Consider the following 25488-nt stretch of genomic DNA (forward strand, 5'->3'; position numbering starts at 1 on the left):
CTCAAAGCTCCTGTGCAAAATGGATGGCAAGGCGGCGGAACGTCAACTGGCCCAGGAACAGCACTGCCAAAGTCACCAGCATTGCTACGGGCAGCCAGACCGTCAGCAGATCGGGCGGCATTGTGTCGGCGACCAGCTGATCCGCTTTCAAGGTCGGTTCCCAAAACGCCCAGTGGAAGACTTCGACGGCTACTGTCATGGGGTTCAGCTGATAGACCCAGAACCACGGTCCCATCACCCGTTCGACCATCGACCAGACGTACAGCACGGGAGAGGCCCAGGTCACGACCATCACGATCATATCCACAATGTTTTCGGAATCGCGGAAATATACGTTGACAGCACCGAACATCAGGCCCAACCCGGTGGCAAGAACAGCGACCATCCCGAAAATCAGGACCACGGCCGCCAGTTGCAGGATCGACGGCGTCCAGCCCACAACAAGACAGGCGCCAATCAGCACCAGAAGCTGCGGCAGGAAATGAGCAGCCGAAACCCACACAGTTGACACGGGAAACAGTTCCCGAGGGAGGTAGATCTTCCGAATCAGATCACGATTGTCCACGATTGAACGGGTTGCATTGGACAGCGACTCTGTGAAGAAGTTCACCAGGACAATGCCGGCAAAGAGATAAATAGCGTAGTTGGGAGTGCCGCGCTGGAGGTTTAGGAAGATGCCCAGTGCAATGAAATAGATGAGGAACTGCACCAGCGGCTTGACGTAGGACCATAAAAGGCCCAATACCGAACCGCGGTAACGTACTTTGATTTCCTTGCGCACCAGCAGCTTGAGCAGGAACCTGTCCCCGTAGACGTCGAGAAGCCCTCGTCCGCTTCCAGGTTTTATCAGCTGGTCGGTTTGACCGGCCATCTAGGCGTCGTCCTTCGCATTCGCTTCAAACGTTTTTTTCCAGGCTTCGAAGGAGCTAATTTCCGGTACAGCCCGCCGATACTGGTCGGCGAGCTTGTCCCACTCGCGCAGTAGCTTGGCATGCAGCAGTGTTGCTTCGGCGAGCATTGATTTGAGCTTCTTCGGGTCCCGCTGGTACCAGGAAGCACCTGTTCCTTCGGCGTTAGACACCACAACGCTGTCGTAGTGGGCCACCCGGAACCATCGGTTATCCCGGTGGGCCAGATATCCTTGAGGGCGCTCGGCGCTCTCCGGCCCGGGAGCTTTGATCAGCTGCCGGGCAACCGTCTTTATCCCCCAAGGAATTAGTTCCTTCTTGCTGGGCATCCCCACGACGGTACCCCCCATTGGTCCTCGGCCGATCTTCGGCGCAGGGAAGTCGTCCACGTCGTCCTTCAACTGAGCGTCCGGATACTCGGACTTCACCATGTTGATCTCCGGCAGCTTTGTGGCGAGGACTTTGTGAAGGCCTTCGGGCCCCTTGAGGAGGTCCCGGAGCGCTTCGATCCGCCCGTGCTCGGTGAAGTACTGCATGGACACAAGATGCTTCACATCGGCCTGAACTGACTCCCGCAAAACACGGCCACCCTTTGGATATGGACTGTGTATCAGCGTGGTGATCAGCCGGTTCCTCGCGTGGAAGTAGGCCTGCCAGCCCACCAGGTCATCCTTGTCAATCCAGGAAACGTGCCAAACGGCAGCACCTGGGAGGGACACGGTAGCAAACCCGGCCTCCCTCGCACGAAGTCCATACTCGGCATCGTCCCACTTAATGAAGAGCGGAAGGGATAGGCCGATTTCCTTAATTACGGTTGTTGGGATCAGACACATCCACCACCCGTTGTAGTCCACATCCACGCGGCGGTGCAGCCAAGGGGTCTGGCGAAGATTCGTGACGCTGAAGTCGTGTCTGGTCTCCATATCCGCGTGCGGAAGCGCTGGCACGATTCGGAACGGATCCACAACCTCTCCGAAGGTATGCAGGACACTACGGTTATAGAGGTCGAACATATGGCCACCGACGATGGTCGGTTTACGGCAGTGGTCAGCGAAGGTCAACAGCCGGACAATGCTCTCAGGCTCAACGACGATGTCGTCATCGAGCAGAAGTACGTAGTCGCTGCCGTTTTCCACCGACTCATACATCCCGCGCGCGAATCCGCCTGATCCCCCGAGGTTGGCTTGGTTTATCACCCTTAGCTTGCCGCCCAGTGATTCCCTAACAGCTTCGAAGTGCTCCTGCTGTTCGACCTTCGTCGTTCCCTGGTCCACAATCAGAATCTCTTTGACGTTGTCCAACACGTCAAGGTTTTCCGCGAGGATTCGGGCGTTATTCAGGCAGAATTCAGGTTTATTCATGGTGGTGATCTGCAGCGTCACCTGGCCCTTCGGCCGGGAGCGGTCCAAGGCTTCCCAATGCCCGTGCTCCAGAACGAGATCGCCGGAACTTGCCGCCAAGTCAAACCAGTACCAGCCGCCGTCCCCGAACGGCTTCAGCGTCAGTTCGAAAATTGAGGTGGCGGTGCCGTCGACGTGTTTGCCATCAACGCGCTGCACAGAGCCGCGGGCGTTGGACTTGTAGACAGTAACGGTCCCGGTTCCTTTTGTCTGAACTACGAGGCGAACGTCGCGCACCGAGGTCCAGCGCCGCCAGTAACTTGCCGGGAACGCGTTGAAGTAAGTGCCAAAGGAGATCTGTTCACCTGAGCGGACACGCATCGAGTGACGGGACAAAAGGTCTTCGAAGTGCGCCTCGCGGCTCTCCGAGCTGGACATCTGCAGCTTGTCTTCAAGCAACTTGGGTGTACGGGCAAACTCATCGTTTTCACGAAGCCGGATTCCACTGGCGGATCCGGCATCCACATAGAGGGACACAGTGTCCGGCTGGTCGGGCGAAGGCAGGATGATGCGCTGAATTGGTGCCCAGCGGGTGCTTTCTTCTTGCTCGCTCATGCGTCCACTCCTCCACTTTCAAGTTTCTCGCCGGCTTCGAAGTGCGGCCTGATTTTGTTGTCGAACATGCTGAGTGCAGAACCGATGGCCATATGCATATCCAGGTATTTGTACGTGCCCAGGCGGCCGCCGAAGAGGACATTCTTCTCGGTAGCAGCCAGATCGCGGTACTTGAGTAGACGTTCCCGGTCGGCGGACGTGTTGACCGGATAGTAGGGCTCGTCGCCCTTCTCTGCGAAGCGTGAGAATTCACGCATGATGACGGTCTTCTCCGTCTGGTAGTCGCGCTCCGGGTGGAAGTGGCGGGGTTCAATGACCCGGGTGTAGGGGACGTCGTCGTCGTTGTAATTCACAACTGACGTGCCCTGGAAGTCCTCGATATCGAGCACTTCTTCCTCGAAGTCAATGGTGCGCCACGAGAGGTCACCCTCTGCGTAGTCGAAGTAGCGGTCAACCGGACCGGTGTACACGACAGGGATAGTGCCCACGACCTTGTTCTTGCTGTACTCGTGCGATTCGTCAAAGAAATCGGTATTCAGCCGAACTTCGATATTCGGGTGTTCTGCCATCTTTTCGATCCATGCTGTGTAACCGTTGGTTGGCAGGCCCTCGTACTTGTCGTTGAAGTACCGGTTGTCGTAGTTGTAGCGCACGGGGAGCCGGGAGATGATGCCGGCGGGCAGGTCCTTGGGATCCGTCTGCCACTGCTTGCCCGTGTAGTGCTTGATAAAAGCTTCGTACAGCGGGCGGCCAATGAGTTGGATGCCCTTGTCGTTGAGGTTCTGCGGGTCGGTTCCGGCAAGCTCGCCAGCCTGTTCCTGGATGAGGTCGCGGGCCTGGCCTGGTGTGAGGTTGGCCCTGAAAAACTGGTTGATGGTGGCCAGATTAATCGGCAGGGAGTAGACCTCGCCCTTGTGCACGCCGTATACCTTGTGAACGTAGTTGGTGAAGGTAGTGAACCGGTTGACGTACTCCCACACACGCTCGTTGGACGTGTGGAACAGGTGGGCACCATAGCGGTGCACCTCGATACCTGTCTGTTCTTCCTTTTCGCTGTAAGCATTGCCGCCGATGTGGTGGCGGCGGTCGATGACGACGACCTTCAAGCCGAGCTCGGTAGCGGCCTGTTCTGCGATTGTCAGGCCAAAAAAGCCGGACCCTACGATGACGAGGTCAGCGGTCACAAAATCTCCAGTGTCGTATGCGGGCAGCACATTGTCGTCCAAAGTCTGCTGCTCTAGCCTACCCGAGGCACTGCGGCGCCCGTCGAATCAAGCGTTCATCCAGCCCGCCAGGAGGTTGCCAGGACCGCAATTGGCGCCGCAGTTTGTAGCGTTCCTCACTGCGAGCGCGCACCGCGTTGTCCACATACGGAAACTCGTTCAACCGGCGCGGCGTTCCGCTCACTAGCGTGGGTTGAAAGGCCGTGAGGATCTGTACCGATGAAACTCCATTGCACGCTCGTCCGCAGCCCGGGGTCCGGGCTGCAGGAATCACCACTCGAACTCACCATCAATGCGCCCGAAGGGACCACCGGCGAGGACATTCATGTCCAACTGATCCAGAATTTCGGGACAGGTCCGATCTCCATCCAGGGCAAAGACATCGATTCCATGAGCGTGGGAACTGCCCCACTGGTGAACGGTGCCGTCCTTGTGGATGGGGCTTGCCAACGCCACGCCCGGAAGGCACGACGACGGATGCCTGGTGAAGACGCCCAGCTCGCCCTGGCGGTGCACACGGGCGTCGGTGCGGGCACCGTGGTGCCCCTGCAACGAGGCTCCTACACCATCGGGCGGAGCGGAACCCGCATCGTGATCCCCGACCCCGAACTGTCCCGCGAGCACGCCCGCCTCGTTGTCGCCGAGACGGACATCATGATCATTGACCTCGACAGCGCCAACGGCATCCACGTCGACGGCAAACGGATCCGCAGCGCGGTCGTCTCCACTAAGTCAAGCATCCGGTGCGGCAACACGAGGATGTCGTTGGTTTTTATGGACCTGACTGACAAAACGCTGGCCGACGCCGGGACTCCCACCCAGCAGCCCCTCACCGTCCCGGGCCGCACGGATACGGCCAACAGGGCTTGGCTCCTGTTGACGGCAGTTCTTCCCCTGCTGATCGGAATAGGACTCGCCGTGCTCACCGGCTTGTGGATGTTCCTCGCCTTTGCCGCCGTATCGGCGGTGTCTGTCCTTGTCCCTCTCGCCTCAGATCGGCGGCAGCGTCGCGAGCTTGGAAAAGCCATCGCAGCCGCCGTGGAAGTAGACCGGGAACGACGACGACGGTCCGGCCCGTCCCTGGCGCTCCTGGCCATGGCTGTCAGTCAAAACCAGGGCACCACCGCTGTTTCCCCCGGCGAGGACGGGGTTTGGCTGCGCCTGGGGGAGGCTCCGCAGCCAGCCAATGTGAAAGTAGAGCCCGCCGCTTCGTTGGTGGGCCTTCCCTGCCTGGACGCGGTTCCCGTGACCTTGGACCCGGCAATGCCCACATCATTCCGCGGCTCTGACCATGTGGCTGACGGCATCATCCGATCCTTCCTGATGCAGTTGGCCGGCTACCCCAGGGGCCACGGCACACGAATCGTTCTTTGCGGCGAAGCAGCCCGCCTTCCTTTGGCTGCCCGGTACCTGCCGAGCGTCACTCTCACCACTTCTGCGGCCGACATACTGCCCATTCTTAGGGAGGGCTTCGGACGTGACTACCAACACGGCGTAATCCTGCTGCTGGCAACTTCCAACGCAGACGCAGAGGACGACCTCGGCACTATTGCCGAAAGTGCGGCGGCACTCGGTTGGCAGGTCCTCCGGTTTTCGACTGAAGAAAGCACCGGGACCTGCGATGTGGAACTTACCGAGCGAACATCACTCCTGCGGCTCGCGGCCGGCGACGTTGCATTCGTCCCGGATTTGGCACGCGAAGACGTATTCCTGAGTTTCTGCCGACAGCTCGCCGTCCATCCGGAGCGGCGGGATAACAAGGAGGCGGCTGTCCCCCGAGCGTGTTCCCTCCCGGAGGTGCTGTCGCTCTCTCCGCACCACACTGCTGCCCGATGGAAAGCCAGCACCCGAAACCACGGCCTGCACATTCCGCTAGGGCTCAGCGCCACGGGAGTGCGTACCCTGGACCTTCAGGCCGACGGCCCCCACCTCCTGGTTGCCGGCACAACCGGCTCCGGAAAGTCTGAATTACTCCGGACCCTTACCTTGGCTTTGGCCCTCAGCCACCCGCCCGACCGGGTAAATTTCCTATTTGTCGATTTCAAAGGCGGCTCCGGGCTCGGTCCCCTCACGGAACTGGTCCACTGCGTCGGGTTGCTGACTGACTTGTCCACGCACGAACTCGAACGCACCCTTACTTCCCTTCGCACGGAAATCCGGCTGCGCGAGGAGGCTCTCGCTTCTGCGCGGGTCCCGGATCTCGCTGCCTACCGGTCCACCGGCGTTTCGCAGAACTTCCCCCTCCCCCATCTGGTCATCGTCATCGATGAGTTCCGCATGCTCGTGGATGATGCCCCGGAAGTGCTCCGCGAACTGCTGCGGATCGCGGCGATCGGGCGCTCCCTTGGAATTCATCTGGTCATGGCCACCCAACGGCCGCAGGGGGCACTCACGGCGGATATCCGGGCGAACGTCACCTCAAGCATTGCCCTGAGGGTGCAATCGGAGATGGAGTCCACAGACATTATCAGTTCCAAAGCGGCCGCCGGCATCAGCATTGACGCGCCGGGACGGGCCTTCCTGGCTCGCGGCATGGAGGCTCCCCAGGAATTCCAGACCGCATCCCTAGGTCCAATCCCTAGTGGTAGTTCCCGCCCTGCGGGTGCCGTTAAGGTGGAGCTCGCCGTAGACTGCCTTGCTTCAGCCGAGAGGGGCGGGCCTGGAAGTCGCCTCCCGGCCAGGCAAACACCTGCGCAGGCAGCAGCCCCACTGGTGAGTCTGGTCCGGGACCTGTGGTGTGAGCGGAAGGGACGGGCCCCGAGGCTGCCGGTTGCCCCTCCCCTCCCTTCGAACCTGCCAGCCCCTCCCGAGACCACTTCGGCATCTCCAGCAGGCAGCCACAGGAGCGCGCAATGGTCTCTTGAGCTCGGACTGGTGGACCTGCCGGAACAGCAAAGACTGGCGCCCCTTGTGTGGAATCCGCCCGCAGACGGTCACTTGGCCCTTATCGGCGCTCCGTCTTCCGGTGCCACCGAAGCACTCGAACTGGCTGTGATGCAGTTGCTCCTCAACCCGGTCGAAGCACACGGCTACATCCTGGATGCGGGGGGTACTTTCCTGGCTTTGGCCACACACCCCGCCATTGGCGCACATGCCGGCCTGCATGAGCTGCGACGGGCCGTCCGCGTACTCGAGCGCCTCAAGCAGGAGTTGGCACGCCGGTTGGGCCAAGGTGGCGGGCATGGTGAGGTGCCCTTGGTACTCGTCATCTCCGGATGGGGTTCTTGGGTTTCGGCATTCCGGGCCGGGCCTTTGGCCTGGGCCGAAGATCTCGTCCAGGACCTGGTCCGTGATGGCGGGCAGGCAGGGATTATCGTGATGGCCGCCGGCGATCGTGAACTCGTCAGCTCCAGGGCACTGTCCGCATTTCCCAACCGGTTCTACTTCCCCACCGGTTCCAACGCGGACAGTCGAATTGCGTGGCCCCGAATGCCGGCCACTGCGGAGCTTAAGGGGCGCGCGGTGGTGTTCGGTCCGATGTCCGGAGCAGTGCCTGCCGTTTGCCAGCTGTACAACCACCAGCACTTGGATTCAAGGGCGGCGGCCTGCGTCCCTGAGACGGTTAAGGGGGTGAACGGCCCGGAAGGCATTGAGGGGGTGAACGCCCCGGAGAGCGGAGGGAGGTCGGAGATCCGGCTTTCCAAACTCCCCTTCCGCATCGATCAACTTCCCGCGTTGGTGCCAGCCTTGAAGATACGGGAAATGACAACTTCCGGTCTAAGCGCACACGACTTGACGGAGCGGCGCAAACCACCACGCGCTCTGGGCAGCGCCACGATGCAGGACATCCTCATTGGCATTGGCGGTGACGAACTTGAGCCAACCTCCTGCCGGCTTCAGGCGGCAGCGGTGTTCACTGTCCTGGGGGGACCGGGCACCGGGAAAAGCAACTTCTTACGCGCCCTGCCGCTCATGAATTTCAAAGGCCGCCCGTGGCTCTATCCCAGAGATGGCACGGACCTCCGCCGCTTCTGGGGGCGATCGCTCGCCACAGCGGCAGCAGATGAAACACGAAAGGGTACGGTGGCACTGGTCGATGACGCCGACCTTCTCCCCGCCGAAGCCATCCGGGACTTGTCGGAATTCAATGCCCTGGGGCACCCAGTGGTCCTCACTGCGACCTACAGCCCTATGCTCCTTCAACGCGTCCCGCTGGTCATGTCCTCCCGTTCGGCGGGCACCGGACTCCTGCTTGCACCCCGTTCCCTGTCTGACGGTGATCTCTTCGGAGTCCGGTTCGAGGTGGAAGCCAGTGCACCACCGGGCAGGGGAATCCTCATCTCGCAAGGCCTCGCGCGGAGCATCCAGGTGGGCTGGGCCGGGCCCGGGCCTGGAGCAGGAGCCGGGCCGGGAACCGAGGCCGAGGCCTGATGAGCCGGAGCAACTACAGCCGGCAGCTGCGGCGAACCGAGGTCAAGTGGAATTGAGGAGCAGTGGCCAGACCAGAAAAAGGTACCCGGCGCGGCATTCAGAGAGCCGGTGTCGCGCTTCCGGTGCGGGATGCGAAACTGATGACTTTGTTGTGGAACAGCAGCACGATGGCGGTGGCCGCAGGGACCAGCATCACCGTTCCAGCCAGAAGAAGACCACCAGTCAGCGTAGGAAATCCGATGGTCAAAACGAACAACTGAGCCACCAGCGCGGCAGCCCTGGTCCACCGGTAACCCCGGCAAAGAAACACTGCCACCGAATAGAGCCAGGCCGAAAAAGCCAGGAGCAGCGCAAGGGTGAACACTGCCCCCCAGAAGGAAAGAACCGGGCTGCCCGCTGCCAACTGGTAGCCGTACCAGGCAGCGGCCGTCAGCAGGGCTGTCGCCTCCGCCGCCACAATAAGCGCCACCACGAAGACAGCTGCCGGCCGTGCCGGGCGGGTGCCTCCCGCCGGCTGCTCCTCGTTTGGGCCTTCTGACGGGTTCGGCGGGTCAATGGGGTTCACAGGGGGTCTTGACACACTGGCACCCTACCGGACATAGTCGGACAGTGGTGAGGGCCAGTACCGCCACTGTGACGTATCGCTCAGCGTTCCCGGGATTTCAAGCCTTATTACCCCTTGTTTACACAGCGTTAACATGACAGGCTTGACTCAGATGACCAACGGGGCCCTGCCGGGCCCCTTTCCTTTGTAGCTACTAGTGAATAATTTCACAAGGAGCTCTTCCCAGAAATGGAGCAACTGATCAGCATGGATTGGCGTAACCGCGCAGCGTGCCTCGAAAAGGACCCGGAACTGTTCTTCCCCGTAGGGAACACAGGCCCGGCGCTCCTGCAGATTGAGGAAGCGAAAAGCGTCTGCCGTCGGTGCCCGGTAGTGGACACCTGCCTGCAGTGGGCCCTCGAGTCCGGCCAGGATGCCGGTGTCTGGGGCGGCATGAGCGAGGACGAGCGCCGTGCCCTGAAGCGCCGGGCAGCGCGCGCCCGCCGGGCTTCCTGATTCCACTAGGCACGTAGGCATAAGCTAAAACACCCAAAGGCCCTGGCCGCAACCTGCAAGGTTGCCGCCAGGGCCTTTTTGGTGCCCTACTTGGCGGCCAGGCTGAGCCGGATCTGAACGGCGGTACCGCCGCCCTCGCGCGGCTGCCACTGGATGGTGCCGCCGAGTTCGCTGGTCACCAGGGTGCGCACGATCTGCAGCCCCAGGCCCTCAACGTGGGGCGTGTCGGGCAGGCCCACACCGTCGTCGGCAATGGTGACGGTGAGCTCTTCGCCGTCGTCCCCTTCGGAGCGGTCAGCCAGCAGCCATACGGTGCCGGTACGCCCCTCAAGGCCATGCTCAACGGCGTTTGTGACCAGTTCATTGATGACCAGCGCCAGCGGAGTGGCGAAGTCGCTGGGCAGTTCGCCGAACAAACCGGAGCGCTCGGTCCTGACCTGCTGCGATGGCGAGGCTACTTCTGCGGACAGCCGGAACTGCCGCCCAATCAGCTCGTCGAAGTCCACGCTCTGCGTCAGGCCCTGGGACAGGGTTTCGTGGACCAGCGCGATGGTGGCCACGCGCCGCATCGCCTGCTCGAGTCCCTGTTTCGCCTCGTCGCTGACCATGCGCCGGGATTGCATGCGCAACAGCGCTGCAACGGTCTGCAAATTGTTTTTGACCCGATGGTGGATTTCGCGGATGGTGGCGTCCTTGGTCACGAGCTCCATCTCGCGCCGCCGCAGTTCGGACACATCGCGGCAAAGGACCAGCGCGCCGAAGCGCTGCTGCTCATCACGCAGCGGGATCGCCCGCAGGGACAGGCTCACCCCACGGGATTCAATCTCGCTGCGCCAGGGCATACGGCCCGTGACCACCAGGGGCAAGGTCTCGTCCACCATGCGGCGGTCCTTGAGCAGGCTCGCAGTAACCTCGGCCAGCGAGCGGCCCTCCAGGGATTCCCCGTCGCCGAGGCGCCGGAAAGCCGAGACTCCGTTGGGGCTGGCGTACTGGACGATGCCCTCGGCGTCAAGCCTGATCAAGCCGTCCCCCACACGGGGGGCGCCGCGGCGGGACCCCGTGGGAGAGGCGAAGTCAGGCCACAACCCAAGGGTGCCCATCCGCAGAAGGTCATAAGCGCACTGCCGGTACGTAAGCTCCAGCCGGGACGGCATCCGCGAGCTCGACAGGTCCATGTGCGTAGTAACAACGGCCAGGGTTCGGCCGTTCCGGACCATCGGTACCGCCTCGACCCGCAACGCCATGTCACTGCTCCAGTTGGTTTCGCTGGAACGCTCGATGGAGCGGCTGTTCCAGGCCTTGTCCACGAGGGGCTGAAGATCCGAGCGGATAGGTTCGCCCACGAAGTCACCGTGGAACACCGTATGCGTGGTGGAGGGCCGGACATGCGCCAGCGCCACGTACCCGTGGTCCGGGTGGGGGAACCAGAGCGCCAGGTCCGCGAACGCCAGGTCCGCGACCATTTGCCAGTCCCCCACCAGGAGGTGCAGCCATTCGGCATCCCCCGGCCCGAAATCAGCATGTTCCCTGATAGGGTCCGTAAAGATTGCCACTGCACCTCCATTTGCGACGCCGGACTCGCTAGCGTCGAACGATTGACCTCAAGAGCCTCAATGCTACCGACAGTGAGGCCATGTCGTCGGCCTCGAGGGCATTGACCTCATCAAACATGCTCTTCGCCCTGCCCAACTGCTCGGCGTTCCGGGCCTCCCAATCCTTCAGCCGCGCCTCCGGCGAGTCCGCAGCATCGGTAGCGTCCAGCACCGCCGTCGTCATGTCGGAGATGGTGGAATACAGGTCATCGCGCAGCGCCGCCCTGGCCAGTGCCTGCCACCGGTCCTGCCGCGGCAGGCTGCTGATGCGCTCCAGCAGGGAGTCCGCGTGGAACCGGTTGAAGACGGTGTAGTAGACGGCCGCAATTTCCTCTACGGGATCCTTCCGGACGCGGGCGATCTTTGCGATGTCCAGCAGGACAAAGCTCTCGAAGAGCTCCGCCCACCGCAGTGCCAGTCCTTCCGGCAGCTCCCAGTCGCGCGCTTTCTCCAGCCAGCCGGCAACCCTGTCCCGGTCATCGCCGCGCAGGTAGTCGAGCAGGCGGGCCCGCATGGGATCCATGAGTGGCTTGAATTCAGCCACGACGTCGGCAATCGGCCGGGAGACGCTGCCCTGCCCCAGCAGCCAGCGGACAGCCCGGTCGAGCAACCGCCGGATGTCAAGGTGGACAGTGCTCCAGTGCTCGGTGGGGAACGACGCCGGCAGGCTGTTCAGTTCCTCGACCATCACGTCGAGTTCGTAAACCTCCCTAAGGGCAACGAACGCTTTGGCGACAGCGACTTCCGAGGCGGACGTTTCTTCCATGGTCCGGAAAGCGAACGTAATGCCGCCCATGTTGATCATGTCGTTAGCCACAATGGTTGCGATGATTTCGCGCCGCAGCGGATGGGTGTCCAGCTCCGCGTCAAACCGTTCACGCAGCTGCTCAGGGAAGTAGGCCCGCAGCGTCTTCCTGAACCAGGGGTCGTCAGCGAGGTCGCTGTCGCGCAGTGCGGACGTCAGCTCGATCTTGGCGTAGGCCGCCAGAACGGACAGCTCCGGGGAAGTCAGGCCCTGGCCCTGCTGCAGCCGCTCCCTCAGCACCTCCGTGGTGGGAAGCGCCTCCAGATCACGGTTCAGGTCAGCCTTCTTTTCCAGCCAGTCCATCAGCCGTTCATAGCTCGGGCTCCACTCGGCCACGCGGGTCCGGTCATTCAGCAGCAGGATGTTCTGGTCGATGTTGTCTTCGAGCACCAGCCGGCCCACCTCATCGGTCATCGATGCAAGGAATCCTGCGCGCTCTTCGGCACTCAGCTTCCCGGCCGCAACCATCCGGTCCACAAAGATCTTGATGTTGACTTCGTGGTCGGAGCAGTCAACTCCGGCAGAGTTGTCGATGGCATCGGTGTTGAGGATAACCCCCTGCAAAGCAGCTTCGATGCGGCCGCGCTGCGTCATGCCCAGGTTTCCGCCCTCGCCCACCACCTTGACGCGCAGGTCCCTGCCGTCAACGCGGATGGCGTCGTTGGCTTTGTCCCCCACGGAAGCGTTGGACTCGGTGCTCGCCTTGACGTAGGTTCCGATGCCGCCGTTGTAGAGGAGGTCTGCCGGAGCCAACAGGATTGCACGCAGGAGTTCCGGCGGGCTGAGTTCCGTTGTTTCGGCGGGCAGCCCCAGGGCGGCGCGTACCTGGGCGGAAACGGGTATCGATTTTGCCTGGCGGGGGAAGACTCCGCCGCCTTCGCTGATGAGGGACTTGTTGTAGTCGTCCCACGATGACCTCGGCAGCTCGAACAACCGCTGCCGCTCCACGAAGGAGGTTTCTTCGTCCGGGTTGGGGTCCAGGAAGATGTGGCGGTGATCGAAGGCTGCGAGAAGCCGGATGTGGCGCGAGAGGAGCATGCCGTTGCCGAACACGTCGCCGGACATATCACCCACTCCCACCACAGTGAACGGCTCGGTCTGCGTGTCCAAGTCAAGCTCGCTGAAGTGACGCTTCACGGATTCCCAGGCGCCCCGGGCGGTGATGCCCATCGCCTTGTGGTCGTACCCCACGGACCCGCCGGAAGCGAACGCGTCACCCAGCCAGAACCCATATTCCTTGGCCAGCCCGTTCGCGATGTCGGAGAAAGTCGCGGTTCCCTTGTCGGCCGCCACCACGAGGTAGGAATCGTCGTCGTCGTGCCTTATAACGTCCGACGGCGGGACCAGCCTTTCGCCGTCACCCTCCGTGACGAGGTTGTCAGTGATGTCAAGGAGGCCGCGGATAAAGGTCTTGTAGCTTTCGACGCCTTCAGCCATCCAGGCGGACCGGTCAACTGTGGGGTCGGGAAGCTGCTTGGCGAAGAAGCCGCCCTTGGCCCCGGTGGGCACGATGACGGCGTTCTTTACAGTCTGTGCTTTCACCAGGCCCAGGACTTCGGTGCGGAAATCCTCGCGGCGGTCGGACCAGCGCAGCCCGCCGCGGGCAACCTTGCCGAAGCGGAGGTGGACACCCTCGACGCGGGGTGCATAAACCCAGATTTCGAACATGGGACGGGGGAAAGGCAGCCCCTCAATCCGGGCCGGATCGAGTTTGAGGCTGAGGTGTGGCTTGTCCTGGTAGAAGTTGGTCCGGAGCGTGGACTCGATCAGGTTCAGGAAGGTCCGCAGTACCCTGTCGGCGTCGAGCGTGGCCACCTTTTCGATGGCCGCTGCAAGTTCTTCACGCACGGAAGTTTGCGCCTCCAGGCGAGCTTCAACGTTGAGGGAAGGATCAAAGCGGGCGGCGAAGAGCGCACTCAGTCCCTTGGTCACTTCCGGATTCGCCAGCAGGGTGTCCGCCATAAAACCGAAGGAGTTGGCATTGCCCATCTGGCGCATGTAGCGCGCGTAGGCGCGCAGCACAGTAATCTGGCGCCACTGCAGACCCTCGCGCAAAACCAGCCGGTCAAAGGCATCCGATTCAGCGGCACCGGTAACAGCAGCGGAGAAGGAATCAGCCAGCAACTGGCCCGTTGACACAGGATCAACTCCCGCCGGGTACTTCAACCCCAGGTCGTAGAGGAAGAAATCCCTTCGATCGGCAGTTTCGATCTCGAACGGCCGCTCGTCCAGCACCTCCAGGCCAAGGTTATGGAAGAAGGGCAGGATCTGGCTCAGGCTCTTGGGCTCCAGCATGTAGAGCTTGACGCGGGCGTCTTCCTCCAGCGTTGCCCCCGCCCCCTCCGGGAGGTAGACATGCACGCCTGGCCGTTCCTGCTTGGCGCCGGCAGTGCGCTCCGCCGCCGCACCGTATTTCTCGAAGCGGGCGATGTCTTCAAGGGCATCCTCAACTTCGTAATCCACGCGGTAGCTCGCCGGGAAGGCCTCCGACCAGATGGCTGCGAGCTCCTTGGCCTCTGCAACGTCCCGCCCTTCACGCAGGACTTCCGCGATGCCTTCGCTCCACGAGCGGGCGGCACGCACCAGCCGTTTTTCCAATTCCTCGGCGTTGACGTTGCTGACGTCGGCACCCTTGGGCAGGCGGATACGGAAGAACAGCCGGGCGAGCGCCGACTCGGTCATGCGTGCCTCATAGTCGATGGACACTGCCTGGAACGTCTCGCGCAGTTCCTGCTCGATGCGGAGCCGGACGTTGGTGGTGTACCTGTCCCTGGGAAGGTAGACGACGGCGGACATAAACCGGCCGTAGATGTCAGGCCGCAGGAAGAGTCTGGTGCGCCTACGCTCCTGCAGCTTTTGGATGCCAAGTGCGGTGGCAGCGAGGTCCGCAACCTCAATTTGGAAGAGTTCATCCCTCGGATAGGTCTCCAGGATGCCGAGCAGGTCCTTTCCGGAGTGGGAATCCGGCGGGAAACCCGCGCTGCTCAGGACCGCGTCGACCTTTTCCCGGACGATGGGGATGTTACGGACGGAACCGGTGTACGCGCTGGTGGCAAAGAGGCCGATGAAGCGCCGCTCCCCATTGACGTTGCCTGCTGAGTCGAAACTCTTGATCCCGATGTAGTCGAGGTAGGCCGACCGGTGGACGGTGGAGCGGGAGTTCGCCTTGGTAATGACGAGGGCGCGCTTTTCGCGTGCTTTTTTCCGGCCTGTGTCCGTGAGGTGCTGGATGTGCGGGGAGTCGGCGGCTGCGCGCAGCAGTCCCAGGCCGCTGTCTTCACGCAGTTCCAGGACATCTTCCCCGCCCACGTTGACCAGGTCGTATTCGCGGTAGCCGAGGAAGGTGAAGTTTCCGTCGTCAAGCCAGTGAAGGAGGTCTTGAGCCTGCCTGAGCTCAGCGATCTGCGCCGGGTTTGCGACCTTGTCCAGGCTCTCGGCGATCTGTAGCGCCTTTTGGCGCATATGGGGCCAGTCTTCAACCGCAGCCCGGACGTCGCTCAGTACCCGCTGCAGGCCTTCCAGAAGTGCTGCTTTGGCTTCGTCGGATACGCGGTTTATTTCGACGGCGATCCATGACTCCATATGCGAGGAGTTTTCGCCCTGGGCTATGAGTTGGGACAGGTTGGGCATGGCAGCGGTGTCGCCGCTGGAGATGCCGAGGTGGGAAGGGACCTTGTTGACCTTTACCAGGGCCCCGGTTTCCTTGTTGCGGGTGGCCACAAAAAGGGGGTGGACCACCAGCCTGATGGCTGCGTGCTGCCGGACCAGTTCAGCGTTGACAGAGTCAACGAGGAAGGGCATGTCGTCGGTAACCACGAAGACCACGCTGCTGTCTTCCTCATCGACGATGGAAATGTTTGCATGGCCCGGTTTCCGCACCGACGCGACGTCCCGGTGCGCTTCCGCTCGTGCGGTCAGTACGTCTCCCGGATAACTCCGCGCGTCCTCTTCGGCTAGGTGCTGATAGTAGTCCCCGATAAAGCCCTCATGGCCTTCGATCGAAAGGGGCTGATCCTCCACGCTGGATCCAGACGACATCGACACACGCCTCCATCACAAAAGTCTCGCTGCTTCCTTGCAGCTCTTACGGCGAGCCTAGTCTTTTAGTTTGCGCCCTGCTGTGGAAGAAAACACAGAGGTTTTCAGTTTTTGCTGGACGGGTGCACAAACAAGTCCTGCAATGGCTCTGCGGAGGGGCGAATCGGGTGCCACTTCCAGCAGGAGGGACCCTCCCAGCAGTGCTGCGTCTGCCGCCTCACTGTCCTCCGGAAGGAAAGCCTTAAGTTCCGACGCCGGCCCGAACCTTTCCCACGCGTCCCGCAACTGCCGTTCGGGACCCCTGCCGACAGAGGAGGCCCGGACTCTGTTCATCACCACGATGGGTGCCGCCTGTGGAACGGCTGTCTCGAGCTCGGCTAAGCCCCGTACGAGCCTTGGCACTCCGACAGGATCCGCGGCACCGACAGCGTAAACAGTGTCAGCGAGTTCCAGGGAGCGCAGCGTGGCCGCGTTTCTGCGGGGGGCCATGGTGTCAAAGCTCAGCTCCTCGTCAGCCTCAAGGCAGAATCCGGCGTCCACGACAACCACCTCGGCAATCTGTTTCGCTCGTTCCAGGACGATGGAAAGGGCGGATGCCCGGAGCTCCGTCCACCGGTCTGCGCGGGTGATTCCGGTGAGGACGCGGAAAGAACCGAGCTTTGCGGCGATCGGTGTGGCCACCCTCCTCAGCGCGTCCGCGTCCAGCAGCCCCTGGTCAGCTAGCCTGCACGCCTGTGCCAGGCCGGCAGACTCATCCATCAGGCCCAGCACAGCGGCTATGCTCGCACCATAACTGTCTGCGTCCACGAGGATAACGGACTTTCCTTCGGCGGCCAGTTCGCCGGCGATGTTCGCCGCAACGACAGTCCGTCCCGGCGCCCCGGCAGGGCCCCACACCGCGATGATCCGCCCCGGCCCTGGCTCCGCGTGGCTGTGGAGTGGTTCCGCCGGTACTGGGCTAAGGGCAGCGCCAGTGTCAGCGGCACTGCTCGAGTGGGCGCCCCGGGGTCTGCCATCGGTCACTTGGGCCACTGCCTCCGCAATCCTGTCTGACAGAACCGCCGATTCCACGCCGGTCAGGGCGGAAGCCACTCCTATCCTCTGCAGTCTTGCGGCTTCATCAGCCGAATCGGTCAACGCAATGACGGCCACACCAACCGCTCCAAGCCGGTCAACCAGTGAAGAGGTCAGGCCCTCGGAGCCCTCGGCAACAACCGCGGCCCTCGCCAGTCCACTTTGGCACGCGGCCAGCAATTCGGGCAGTTCCGCGCATCTTCGGACCACTGTGACAGGTCCGTGCAGGCGCTCCAGCCCGCCGACCAGATCCTCACGGCTCTGCCCGACCGTGACGACGGGAATACTCATCGGGCACCGCCACCGGGATTCCAAACTACCGAGATCCTGGCTTCATTCGCTTGTGCTCCAAGCAAGCCGGGCATCTGGTTATCCTCCACCAGCACCATCAACACCGTGTTCCGGGACGACCCCAGGGCTGTGGAGCCGGCCGTTACTTCCGCGATTTCAGCGCCCGGGAGGAGAAGTTTCGGTTCGCTGAAGCCGTTGCGGGCATCTGGCTGGGCAACCCATACATCGACCCTGGCGCCTGCCACGGCCTGCGCGGGAAGGGGCTCCCCGATGGTTAAGGCAACTGGCTTGCGGTCCAGTTCGTCCACTGCGCCGAGGCTTGCCCTGGGAACGAGTTGGTCCTTGCCGATCCTTTGTACTGCAACCACGTTCTCCGGCAGTCCTGACTCGGCGGTAATGTATTGCGCTTCCGTCTCGCCTAGCCTGACCTTGGCCCGGACGACGTTCTCCGGCGTGAGCTTTTCGCCCACCGCTATGCCGTCGCGGGCCGCGTAGACCTCCGTGGTCCGGTCGGCACTCCCCACCAGGAAGACGACGCCAGCCACGGATGCCAGTACAAGGAGAACACCCATCAGCAAGCGCGGGTCCTTCCATGAAGGCCGTTTCAGCCTTGCCGCCGTGGCAGATGACTCAGGAACCATTACCGTTTCTCCCCCTATACGGACCGGGACTGCCTGCTGTGTCCCGACTCCTCCTCATTGTTGCGGCACTGACGCAGGAACAAAAGCCAAAAGTCCAAATAGGGCCAAATTGTGGATAACAGCAGCAAAGTGCCAATACCGGTGGCAAAATGGATATATGCCCAGATTTCTTACACTCGCAGACGTCGCCGAGCAGCTTCAGATTAATTCTCCCGCTGCCTACGCGCTGGTCCGGAGCGGTGAGCTCAAGGCTATCCAGGTTGGCGGCCGGGGCCAGTGGCGGGTGGAAGAAAAGATGCTTGAGCAGTACATCGAGGAACGGTACGCCGAAGCAAGCCGCATGATCCAGGAATCCAAGTCGAAGTCAGTCTGACCTCTCCCCCTCACTCGGCTCTCCGGCTTCACGTGCCGCTCCAGCCTGGGGCGCCAGCCTCTAGAGCTCAGTGGTCCGCCGTGACCTGATCGCAGCCAGTGCAGTGAAGGGAATGGTTGCGATCTGATTCACGTGCTGGCCTCGGCGCACCTCGCCTGGAGTAAGGACAGCAAGGTCGACGTAGTCCTTTCCCACCCGGTCGATGACTCCTGCAAGCCGGACCACTCCGCCGGCGTTCCCAATGATGACCGACAGTTCGGCGCGGTCCCGGGCCAGCCCGCGCAGAGCATGAGCCAGCCCGATCCCCCGGCGCACAGAGGACGTTTCAGCCAGTGACAGCCGGCCCAGGCCAACATAGCGCACCGCTGACGCGTACGGAATGAGTAGCTGGTGCTGTCCTTCATCCAGCACCAACGCCTCCCCGCCGACGTGTGAGAGCGTGCCGGAAAAAGATTCCCCCGCGGCCAGGTAGACCGTTAGCCTGCAGCCCAGAACTGCCCGCAACCGGTCGGTCAGTTCCAGACCCACCATTTCCGCCCGCGCCCGCTCATTGACTTCGGCGTCAAGGGCCAGCCGGTCCGCCTCCGCAAATTGGCTTTCGAGGTCAGTAAAGAGTGCATCCCAGCGCATCCGGCCAGCGTAGGGCCTGGGCCGTACGAGGTCAACGAATGAGGATTTTTCTCTCCACCGTCTGGACAAAGCGGGATAGCCCCCTCAAACTGACTGTATAAATATCAAACAGCATCAAACTGCATCAAAAGGAAGCAAATGACCCAGCCAGCAGAATCCGGGCGAGCCACCGACGCCATCACCGCGACAGCTGTGCTGCTGCTGGGCGTCGTTCTTTATGCTGCGGGTTCCGGGATTCTGGAGCAATGGCAGCACTCCGCCGCGCGGCAGCAGGGGCTCCACCCGGAGCACCTGCTTGGCGCAGGCGCGGCGGCCGGCGGAGCCGTCCTGGTTGGCTGGTGGTGCCTTGCATTTGTCTTCGCGGGAGCCACCGCTCTTCTGGAGCGCAACGGCAGGACCCGCGCGGCAGCAGTGACGCGGAAGCTGTCCCCGGCACTAATGCAGCGGCTCGTTCTTGCTGCGCTTTCGGTTCAGCTGATGTCCGGTCCGGCTGCACATGCAAACACGATGCTGCCCGGACCGGAGTGGACTCCCACGCAGGACCGGGTTGCAGCCGCTGCAAGCGCCGAACCGCTGTCAGTGACGCTACGTTCGGAGAACCCCGCAACTCCCCCATCGGACATCGACCCAGGCTGGCAGCCGGCTGCTCCGGTGGCCAGCCCGGGGCTACTGGCTGCTCCCGCAGTACGCGCAGTCGAGGAGGCGAAAGCCGAAACCGGCGCCGTGGCTGTCCTGGCGGGAGACACACTGTGGGACATCGCCGCGCAGGCGATGGGACCAGGAGCCTCGGACGTGGAAATCGCCATGCAGTGGCCTCGGTGGTACGAGGCCAACCGCACCATCATCGGGCAGAATCCCGACGTGCTGCTCCCGGGACAAATACTTCAGCCGCCCTCCGCAGCCTAGCGCCGGACCGCCTTCAAGCAATCCATAACTTCAGCCACCAGCAAGGGGAAAGCAATGACCGCAGCGATACCTATTCGAGCCGTCGAAACGCCAGGAAGGGCGGGGAATCCGACAATCCGGCAGATTCCACCACAGGCTCCGCCCAGGATTTCCCCACCCGGCCAGGCCGCGACGCCTCCAGTCTTGCGCCCGGCCGATGAGTTGTCGGAGGTGCGCGCGGTCACCCGCGGCACAGTCCAGGCTGCCATGGAAGTACTCGCGGGTATCCGCCCCGTCCACCAGCTGGCACGGCGGCTTGATCCCCGCTGCCTCGCAGCCTTGCAGCACCGCGCCTGCCTGATCCGGCGCGAAATCACCCGGACGGGCAACCCCGCCCTGGCTCGGCTGCATCGGAATTCCATCGTCCGCTCGGTCCGCGTTTGCGAAGTGGCGGAAGGCATTTATGAAGCCAGCGCCGTTGTGGTGGATGATGTCCGCGCCCGGGCTGTGGCCATCCGGCTAGAGCGTGGCAAGCAGGTATGGCGGGTGACTGAGCTTGTCATCGGTTGAGGGGCTTACAGCAAAGAGCCGGGGGGTATCGTGCTCATGAAAATTGATGCCAAACGCGACCAGGGCCGGGAAACGATGTCCCGGCCCTGCCCTTCATTCAACTACCAGTTTCTCGCGACGAGAGTCAGCGCTTTTTCTTTTTCGCAGATCGCTTTGCTGCATCCTGGGCCGCAGCCTTGGCGGGATTTCCTGAGCGGCCGGAGGACCGGGTTTCCACCCGGGTCTGGGTGCCGCCATCCTCGCGGGGAGCAGTGTACTGCAGCTGGGCAGGTTGGGCCGGCGCTTCCAGCCCGGCGGCCCGCACCTGTGGCTCAACGTGCTCGGTGTGTCCACCTTCATCGTCAGCCACTACGACATCCTGGGCAGGAGTGACTTCCACTTCGAGGTTGTAAAGGAAGCCCACGCTTTCCTCCCGGATGGCCTCCATCATGCTTTGGAACAGGGTAAAGCCCTCACGCTGGTACTCGACAAGAGGGTCACGCTGGGCCATCGCGCGCAGGCCGATCCCCTCCTTGAGGTAGTCCATCTCGTAAAGGTGTTCCTGCCACTTGCGTCCAATCACTGACAGGACAACGCGGCGTTCCAGCTCGCGCATGCTTTCGGAACCGATAGCCTCTTCCCTCGCCTGGTAGACCAGCCGGGCATCAGACAGCAGCTCCTCTTTCAGGAACTCAACCGTAAGCCTGGACTTGCCACCGGCTTCCTCGATGATCTCGTCGGCCGTGACGCTGACCGGGTACAACGTCTTGAGGTTGGTCCAGAGCAGGTTGAAGTCCCAGTCGTCGCCGTTGCCCTCCGCTGTGGCAGCATCAATGAGCGCTGTGATGGTGTCCTCAATAAAGAACTGCACCTTTTCGTGCAGGTCATCGCCTTCAAGGATCCGGCGCCGGTCACCATAGATGGCCTCGCGCTGGCGGTTGAGGACATCGTCGTACTTCAGGACGTTCTTGCGCTGTTCGGCGTTGCGGCCCTCCACCTGGCCCTGCGCCGAAGCGATGGCACGGGAGACGAGCTTTGATTCCAGCGCGACATCGTCCGGGACCGAACTGTTCATCAGGCGCTCCGCGGCACCGGAGTTGAAGAGCCGCATGAGGTCGTCAGTCAGTGAAAGGTAGAAACGGGACTCGCCGGGGTCGCCCTGGCGGCCGGAACGGCCGCGCAGCTGGTTGTCGATGCGGCGCGATTCGTGCCGTTCGGTACCCAGCACGTATAGGCCGCCCAGGTTCAGAACTTCCTCGTGCTCGTCCTTGACGGACTGCTTGGCAGCTTCAAGCGCGGCAGGCCAGGCGGATTCGTATTCCTCGGAGTTCTCTTCCGGATCAAGACCCCGCTTCGCCAGCTCCGCCACAGCAGTGAATTCAGCATTGCCGCCGAGCATGATGTCCGTACCGCGGCCGGCCATGTTGGTTGCCACGGTGACGGCACCCTTCCGGCCGGCCTGCGCCACGATGGCTGCTTCCCGTGCGTGGTTCTTCGCGTTCAGGACTTCGTGGCGGATTCCTTCCTTGGCAAGGAGCCGGGACAGGTATTCGCTCTTTTCCACGCTCGTGGTGCCCACCAGGACCGGCTGGCCCTTTTCGTGCCGTTCGGCAATATCCTTCACGACGGCGTCGAACTTGACCGCCTCGTTCTTGAAGACCAGGTCCGACTGGTCGATCCGCTGCATGTCGCGGTTGGTGGGAATGGCAACCACACCGAGCTTGTAGGTCCCCATGAATTCCGCTGCCTCGGTCTCGGCAGTTCCGGTCATGCCTGAGAGTTTGCCGTACATACGGAAGTAGTTCTGCAGCGTTACGGTGGCCAGGGTCTGGTTCTCCGCCTTGATCTCCACGCCTTCTTTGGCCTCGATGGCCTGGTGCATGCCTTCGTTGTAGCGGCGGCCGGCAAGGATACGGCCGGTGTGCTCATCGACGATCAGGACCTCGCCGTCGAGAATGACGTAGTCCTTGTCCCGCTTGAACAGTTCCTTGGCCTTGATCGCGTTGTTGAGGAACCCGATAAGGGGCGTGTTCGCGGATTCGTAAAGGTTCTGGATGCCGAGGTAGTCCTCGACCTTTTCGATGCCGCTTTCCAGGACACCGACGGTGCGCTTCTTTTCGTCGACTTCGTAGTCCTTCTCAGGCTGGAGCCGCAGGACCACCTTGGCGAATTCGCTGTACCAGCGGTTGGTGTCACCCTGGGCGGGACCGGAAATGATAAGCGGGGTACGGGCTTCATCGATAAGGATGGAGTCCACTTCGTCAACGATGGCGAAGTTGTGCCCGCGCTGGACCAGTTCCGATTTGTCCCAGGCCATGTTGTCGCGGAGGTAGTCGAAGCCGAACTCGTTGTTGGTGCCGTAGGTGATGTCCGAGGCGTACTGGTGGCGCCGCACTGCCGGATCCTGGTTGGCGAGGATACAGCCGCTGGTCAGGCCGAGGAAACGGTAGACGCGGCCCATGAGGTCGGACTGGTATTCGGCCAGGTAGTCGTTGACGGTGATAACGTGAACGCCTCTGCCGGTGAGCGCATTGAGGTAGGCAGGAGCAGTTGCCACCAGGGTCTTGCCTTCACCGGTCTTCATTTCCGCGATGTTGCCCAGGTGCAGGGCTGCGCCGCCCATCAGCTGAACGTCGAAGTGGCGCATGCCCAAGGTCCGTGAGGCCGCTTCCCGGACCGCGGCAAAGGCCTCGGGAAGCAGGTCATCAAGCTTCTCCCCATCCTGGTGGCGTTCGCGCAGCCGGTCCGTTTCCTCACGGAGTTCGGCATCCGTGAAAGTCTTGAACGAATCTTCCAGGGCGTTGATGGAGTCGGCATAGTTCCGCAGTTGCCGGAGCGTTTTCTTGTCACCGGTGCGGAGAAGTTTTTCGATAAGTGATGCCACGTGAAGATGCTCCCAGTCTTATGCCGCCGATTCTGGCGTTTTTAGTCTACGGGAGAGACACCGCCCCGGGGCCCGTTTGTTCCCTCAGAGCGGATACGGGCTACAAGCCGGCAACGGCCTTCGCGAGCGCCCCGGACAGGTCGCCGCGGCAACCCACCTCCACGTCGGGAAGTCCCAGCCAGTCCGCCATCAAGCGGAGCTCGGCGGCGAGTTCGACGGCGGTGTCCCCCGGGGCGCCGGGCTCGGCGAACGCGGACCTGGCCAGGAGTTTCCCGCCTGAGCGGTCAGCTTTGAGGTCCACCCGCGCGACAATCCGGTCCCTTAGGAGGAAGGGAAGCACGTAATACCCATAACGCCTTTTGTGCTCCGGAGTGTAGATCTCGATCCGGTAGTGGAAGCCGAACAGTTCTTCCAGCCGGCGGCGTTCAAAAACCAAGGAATCAAAGGGACTCAACAGGGCCCGGCCGGCGGCTTTGCGTGGAAGCGTGGCCTCCACGTGCCGGAACACGTCGCGGTTCCAGCCCGCCACCGTCACCCGCTCCAGCCTCCCGCAATCCACCAAATGCTCCACGGAGGCCGCCGCGGCCTTGAGCGGGGTGCGGAAGTAGTCAGCAAAGCACCGCACGGTTCCGATGCCGTGGGCCTGGGCCGCGGCATCGATAAGGCGGTACAGCGCAGGCGTGCGATCGAGTTCCCGCTGCCCTGGAAGGGGAACGCCCGGCAGCACCCTGGAGGTCAGGGTGTACTTGCGCTCAAACTGCTCAGTCCTGGAAGCCGCCGAAACCAGGCCCTCCTCAAACAGGTGTTCCAGTACACGCTTGACCGCACTCCAGTTCCAACCCCAATTGACTGCCTGCTTTTCCTCGACGTGGCCGATCCTCGCCGCGATCTCGGCAGCGGTCATCGGGCGTGCGGACGCGAGCGTTTCGAGGATCCTGGCAGAGATGGTAGCCCGCACACCGGGGTCCATGCCGGCGGCGCCCACCCATGCCCTTTTCTGCCAGAGGCGGAGGTCGGCAAAATGCTCCGGGCGGATATAGCTGGCCTCATGAGCCCAGTACTCCACCATCCGCCGCGGATGGGTGCCGGACATCCGCTGGAGGATGCTGCGGTCGTAGTTTCCCAGCCGGGAGAAAAAGGGGAGGAAGTGGCTCCGGGCGAGAACATTGACGGAATCTATCTGGACGAGCTGGAGCCGGGCAAAGGTGCGGCCCACCGTCCGTGATGTCACGGGGCCGGTGGGCCGTCCTTTGTCGAGTCCCTGTGCTGCCAGAGCGATCCGCCGGGCCTGGTCCAGGCTCAGCGTCGCTGGCACATCAGTCCTCTCTGTGGATGGTGTTCACCACCCTAGGCCTTTGCTGCTGCATCGTCCGAACGGTACGCAATGATTTTTTCTTCGACCACGGTGTCACCAGGTTCGCATTCGTGGTCCAGGGTGATAACCCCATAGGTCCAGCCGCGGCGCCGGTACACGACGGACGGCGTATTCGTAGCCTTGTCCACGAAAAGGTAGAAGTCATGCCCGACGAGTTCCATGTTGTCCACGGCATCATCGAGGGAAAGCGAGGCGGCCGGGAAGACCTTGCGCCGGATTAGGACCGGGGAATCGCCGGCAGGGATGTCGTTGTCAACATCATAGGGAGACTTCTCTGTGGGAGCCTCCGCCGTTTCGTTCCGGTGGCTCGCCTCGACGTAGATCGGTTCGTGGGCGCTGGCGGGCTCCAGCGTGGCGGTTGCTTCGCGGACAGCCTTGGGTGTGTGCCGTCCATGATGGACCTTCTTGCGGTCCTTGGCGCGGCGGAGACGCTCAAGCAACTTGTTGTACGCGAGGTCGAATGCCGCGAACTTGTCAGCGGCGCTTGCTTCGGCACGGATCACCGGTCCCCTGCCCAGAACTGTCACCTCAACGGTCAGCTGGTCGCCGGTCTGCCGGGAACTGGTCTCCTTGGAAACCTTCGCATCAACACGCTGGACTTTGTCCCCCAGCGACTCGATCTTTGAGATCTTCTCCCCGGCATATTCGCGGAACCGGTCTGAAACTGTCAGATTTCGTCCGCTGATCATAAACTCCATGGTGCCCTCCAAATGACTTCGGTGACACGACGGCAGCACTTCCCTGGGCCGATCTGTTTGACAGTCAAGCCCCTCTCCGAGCCGCCATCGACAGGTACATTCTGTTCTTGGTACCCACCACCGACGTTAGTTCATA

General features: G+C 62.3%; 17 protein-coding genes. 5 read left to right on the plus strand and 12 right to left on the minus strand.

Annotated elements, in window-relative coordinates:
• Position 1: 1 nt before the first annotated feature.
• Genes AC5RV1_RS05555 through glf form a run of 3 tightly spaced genes read right to left on the minus strand, consistent with a single transcriptional unit; the run spans position 2 to position 4047 of the window.
• Positions 2 to 871, minus strand: coding sequence for an ABC transporter permease (locus AC5RV1_RS05555; RefSeq protein WP_493946613.1), 870 nt, complete (start codon positions 869 to 871; stop codon positions 2 to 4).
• A complete protein-coding gene (locus AC5RV1_RS05560) occupies positions 872 to 2863 on the minus strand; it encodes a glycosyltransferase (protein WP_493946614.1) in 1992 nt (663 codons plus the stop codon).
• Positions 2860 to 4047, minus strand: a complete 1188-nt coding sequence (glf, locus tag AC5RV1_RS05565; protein WP_493946615.1) for a UDP-galactopyranose mutase — start codon at positions 4045 to 4047, stop codon at positions 2860 to 2862. Before glf ends, AC5RV1_RS05560 begins: the two co-directional genes overlap by 4 nt.
• A gap of 258 nt (positions 4048 to 4305) precedes the next feature.
• On the opposite strand from glf, the gene AC5RV1_RS05570 reads away from it, so the two are divergent.
• The gene (locus tag AC5RV1_RS05570) at positions 4306 to 8457 is read left to right on the plus strand and encodes a type VII secretion EssC family protein (RefSeq protein WP_493993825.1); all 4152 of its coding nucleotides are present in this window, start codon (positions 4306 to 4308) and stop codon (positions 8455 to 8457) included.
• 97 nt (positions 8458 to 8554) lie between these two features.
• Here AC5RV1_RS05570 and AC5RV1_RS05575 read toward each other — a convergent pair whose 3' ends face one another.
• Positions 8555 to 8929 carry a hypothetical protein gene (locus tag AC5RV1_RS05575; protein WP_493993872.1) on the minus strand — a complete coding sequence of 125 codons (375 nt, stop codon included), beginning with the start codon at positions 8927 to 8929 and terminating at the stop codon, positions 8555 to 8557.
• Positions 8930 to 9268: 339 nt separating this feature from the next.
• On the opposite strand from AC5RV1_RS05575, the gene AC5RV1_RS05580 reads away from it, so the two are divergent.
• The gene (locus tag AC5RV1_RS05580; protein WP_015937605.1) at positions 9269 to 9517 is read left to right on the plus strand and encodes a WhiB family transcriptional regulator; all 249 of its coding nucleotides are present in this window, start codon (positions 9269 to 9271) and stop codon (positions 9515 to 9517) included.
• A gap of 86 nt (positions 9518 to 9603) precedes the next feature.
• Here the strand turns inward: AC5RV1_RS05580 and AC5RV1_RS05585 are convergent, their stop codons facing one another.
• Genes AC5RV1_RS05585 through AC5RV1_RS05600 form a run of 4 tightly spaced genes read right to left on the minus strand, consistent with a single transcriptional unit; the run spans position 9604 to position 17958 of the window.
• On the minus strand, positions 9604 to 11070 hold the full coding sequence (locus AC5RV1_RS05585; RefSeq protein WP_163162323.1) for a sensor histidine kinase: 1467 nt from the start codon (positions 11068 to 11070) through the stop codon (positions 9604 to 9606).
• Positions 11071 to 11098: 28 nt separating this feature from the next.
• Positions 11099 to 15952 (minus strand): NAD-glutamate dehydrogenase, encoded by a 4854-nt coding sequence (locus tag AC5RV1_RS05590; RefSeq protein ID WP_493993826.1) that lies wholly within the window; start codon positions 15950 to 15952, stop codon positions 11099 to 11101.
• 57 nt (positions 15953 to 16009) lie between these two features.
• On the minus strand, positions 16010 to 17317 hold the full coding sequence (locus AC5RV1_RS05595; RefSeq protein WP_493993827.1) for a CpaE/TadZ family protein: 1308 nt from the start codon (positions 17315 to 17317) through the stop codon (positions 16010 to 16012).
• Positions 17314 to 17958: a hypothetical protein gene (locus AC5RV1_RS05600; RefSeq protein WP_493993828.1), complete on the minus strand. Its 645-nt coding sequence runs from the start codon at positions 17956 to 17958 to the stop codon at positions 17314 to 17316. Before AC5RV1_RS05600 ends, AC5RV1_RS05595 begins: the two co-directional genes overlap by 4 nt.
• 157 nt (positions 17959 to 18115) lie before the next feature.
• On the opposite strand from AC5RV1_RS05600, the gene AC5RV1_RS05605 reads away from it, so the two are divergent.
• Positions 18116 to 18331 (plus strand): helix-turn-helix domain-containing protein, encoded by a 216-nt coding sequence (locus AC5RV1_RS05605; RefSeq protein ID WP_045729765.1) that lies wholly within the window; start codon positions 18116 to 18118, stop codon positions 18329 to 18331.
• Between the two features lie 60 nt (positions 18332 to 18391).
• On the opposite strand, the gene AC5RV1_RS05610 is transcribed toward AC5RV1_RS05605, so the two are convergent.
• Complete coding sequence (locus tag AC5RV1_RS05610) at positions 18392 to 18961, minus strand: hypothetical protein (protein ID WP_493993829.1); 570 nt, start codon at positions 18959 to 18961, stop codon at positions 18392 to 18394.
• 138 nt (positions 18962 to 19099) lie between these two features.
• Here AC5RV1_RS05610 and AC5RV1_RS05615 point away from each other — a divergent pair, with 138 nt between their 5' ends.
• Positions 19100 to 19867 (plus strand): LysM peptidoglycan-binding domain-containing protein, encoded by a 768-nt coding sequence (locus AC5RV1_RS05615; protein ID WP_493993830.1) that lies wholly within the window; start codon positions 19100 to 19102, stop codon positions 19865 to 19867.
• 183 nt (positions 19868 to 20050) lie between these two features.
• Positions 20051 to 20416 (plus strand): Rv3235 family protein, encoded by a 366-nt coding sequence (locus tag AC5RV1_RS05620; RefSeq protein WP_493946622.1) that lies wholly within the window; start codon positions 20051 to 20053, stop codon positions 20414 to 20416.
• Positions 20417 to 20540: 124 nt separating this feature from the next.
• On the opposite strand, the gene secA is transcribed toward AC5RV1_RS05620, so the two are convergent.
• From secA to hpf, 3 genes are all read right to left on the minus strand, one after another.
• Positions 20541 to 23279, minus strand: a complete 2739-nt coding sequence (secA, locus tag AC5RV1_RS05625) for a preprotein translocase subunit SecA (protein WP_493993831.1) — start codon at positions 23277 to 23279, stop codon at positions 20541 to 20543.
• A 100-nt stretch (positions 23280 to 23379) separates the two neighbouring features.
• On the minus strand, positions 23380 to 24594 hold the full coding sequence (locus AC5RV1_RS05630) for a winged helix-turn-helix domain-containing protein (RefSeq protein WP_493993832.1): 1215 nt from the start codon (positions 24592 to 24594) through the stop codon (positions 23380 to 23382).
• A gap of 32 nt (positions 24595 to 24626) precedes the next feature.
• Positions 24627 to 25352, minus strand: coding sequence for a ribosome hibernation-promoting factor, HPF/YfiA family (gene hpf, locus AC5RV1_RS05635; protein ID WP_493946625.1), 726 nt, complete (start codon positions 25350 to 25352; stop codon positions 24627 to 24629).
• Positions 25353 to 25488: the final 136 nt, after the last annotated feature.

The organism is Arthrobacter sp. Hb9-2, assembly GCF_059091165.1.

Excerpts from the sequence above, each read along its gene's own strand:
- AC5RV1_RS05595 (WP_493993827.1), bottom strand. The coding sequence starts at position 17,317 with ATGAGTATTCCCGTCGTCACGGTCGGGCAGAGCCGTGAGGATCTGGTC.
- AC5RV1_RS05580 (WP_015937605.1), top strand. The coding sequence starts at position 9,269 with ATGGATTGGCGTAACCGCGCAGCGTGCCTCGAAAAGGACCCGGAACTG.
- AC5RV1_RS05560 (WP_493946614.1), bottom strand. The coding sequence starts at position 2,863 with ATGAGCGAGCAAGAAGAAAGCACCCGCTGGGCACCAATTCAGCGCATC.
- hpf (WP_493946625.1), bottom strand. The coding sequence starts at position 25,352 with ATGGAGTTTATGATCAGCGGACGAAATCTGACAGTTTCAGACCGGTTC.
- AC5RV1_RS05555 (WP_493946613.1), bottom strand. The coding sequence starts at position 871 with ATGGCCGGTCAAACCGACCAGCTGATAAAACCTGGAAGCGGACGAGGG.
- AC5RV1_RS05610 (WP_493993829.1), bottom strand. The coding sequence starts at position 18,961 with ATGCGCTGGGATGCACTCTTTACTGACCTCGAAAGCCAATTTGCGGAG.
- AC5RV1_RS05570 (WP_493993825.1), top strand. The coding sequence starts at position 4,306 with ATGAAACTCCATTGCACGCTCGTCCGCAGCCCGGGGTCCGGGCTGCAG.
- AC5RV1_RS05605 (WP_045729765.1), top strand. The coding sequence starts at position 18,116 with ATGCCCAGATTTCTTACACTCGCAGACGTCGCCGAGCAGCTTCAGATT.
- AC5RV1_RS05600 (WP_493993828.1), bottom strand. The coding sequence starts at position 17,958 with ATGGTTCCTGAGTCATCTGCCACGGCGGCAAGGCTGAAACGGCCTTCA.
- AC5RV1_RS05590 (WP_493993826.1), bottom strand. The coding sequence starts at position 15,952 with ATGTCGTCTGGATCCAGCGTGGAGGATCAGCCCCTTTCGATCGAAGGC.
- AC5RV1_RS05615 (WP_493993830.1), top strand. The coding sequence starts at position 19,100 with ATGACCCAGCCAGCAGAATCCGGGCGAGCCACCGACGCCATCACCGCG.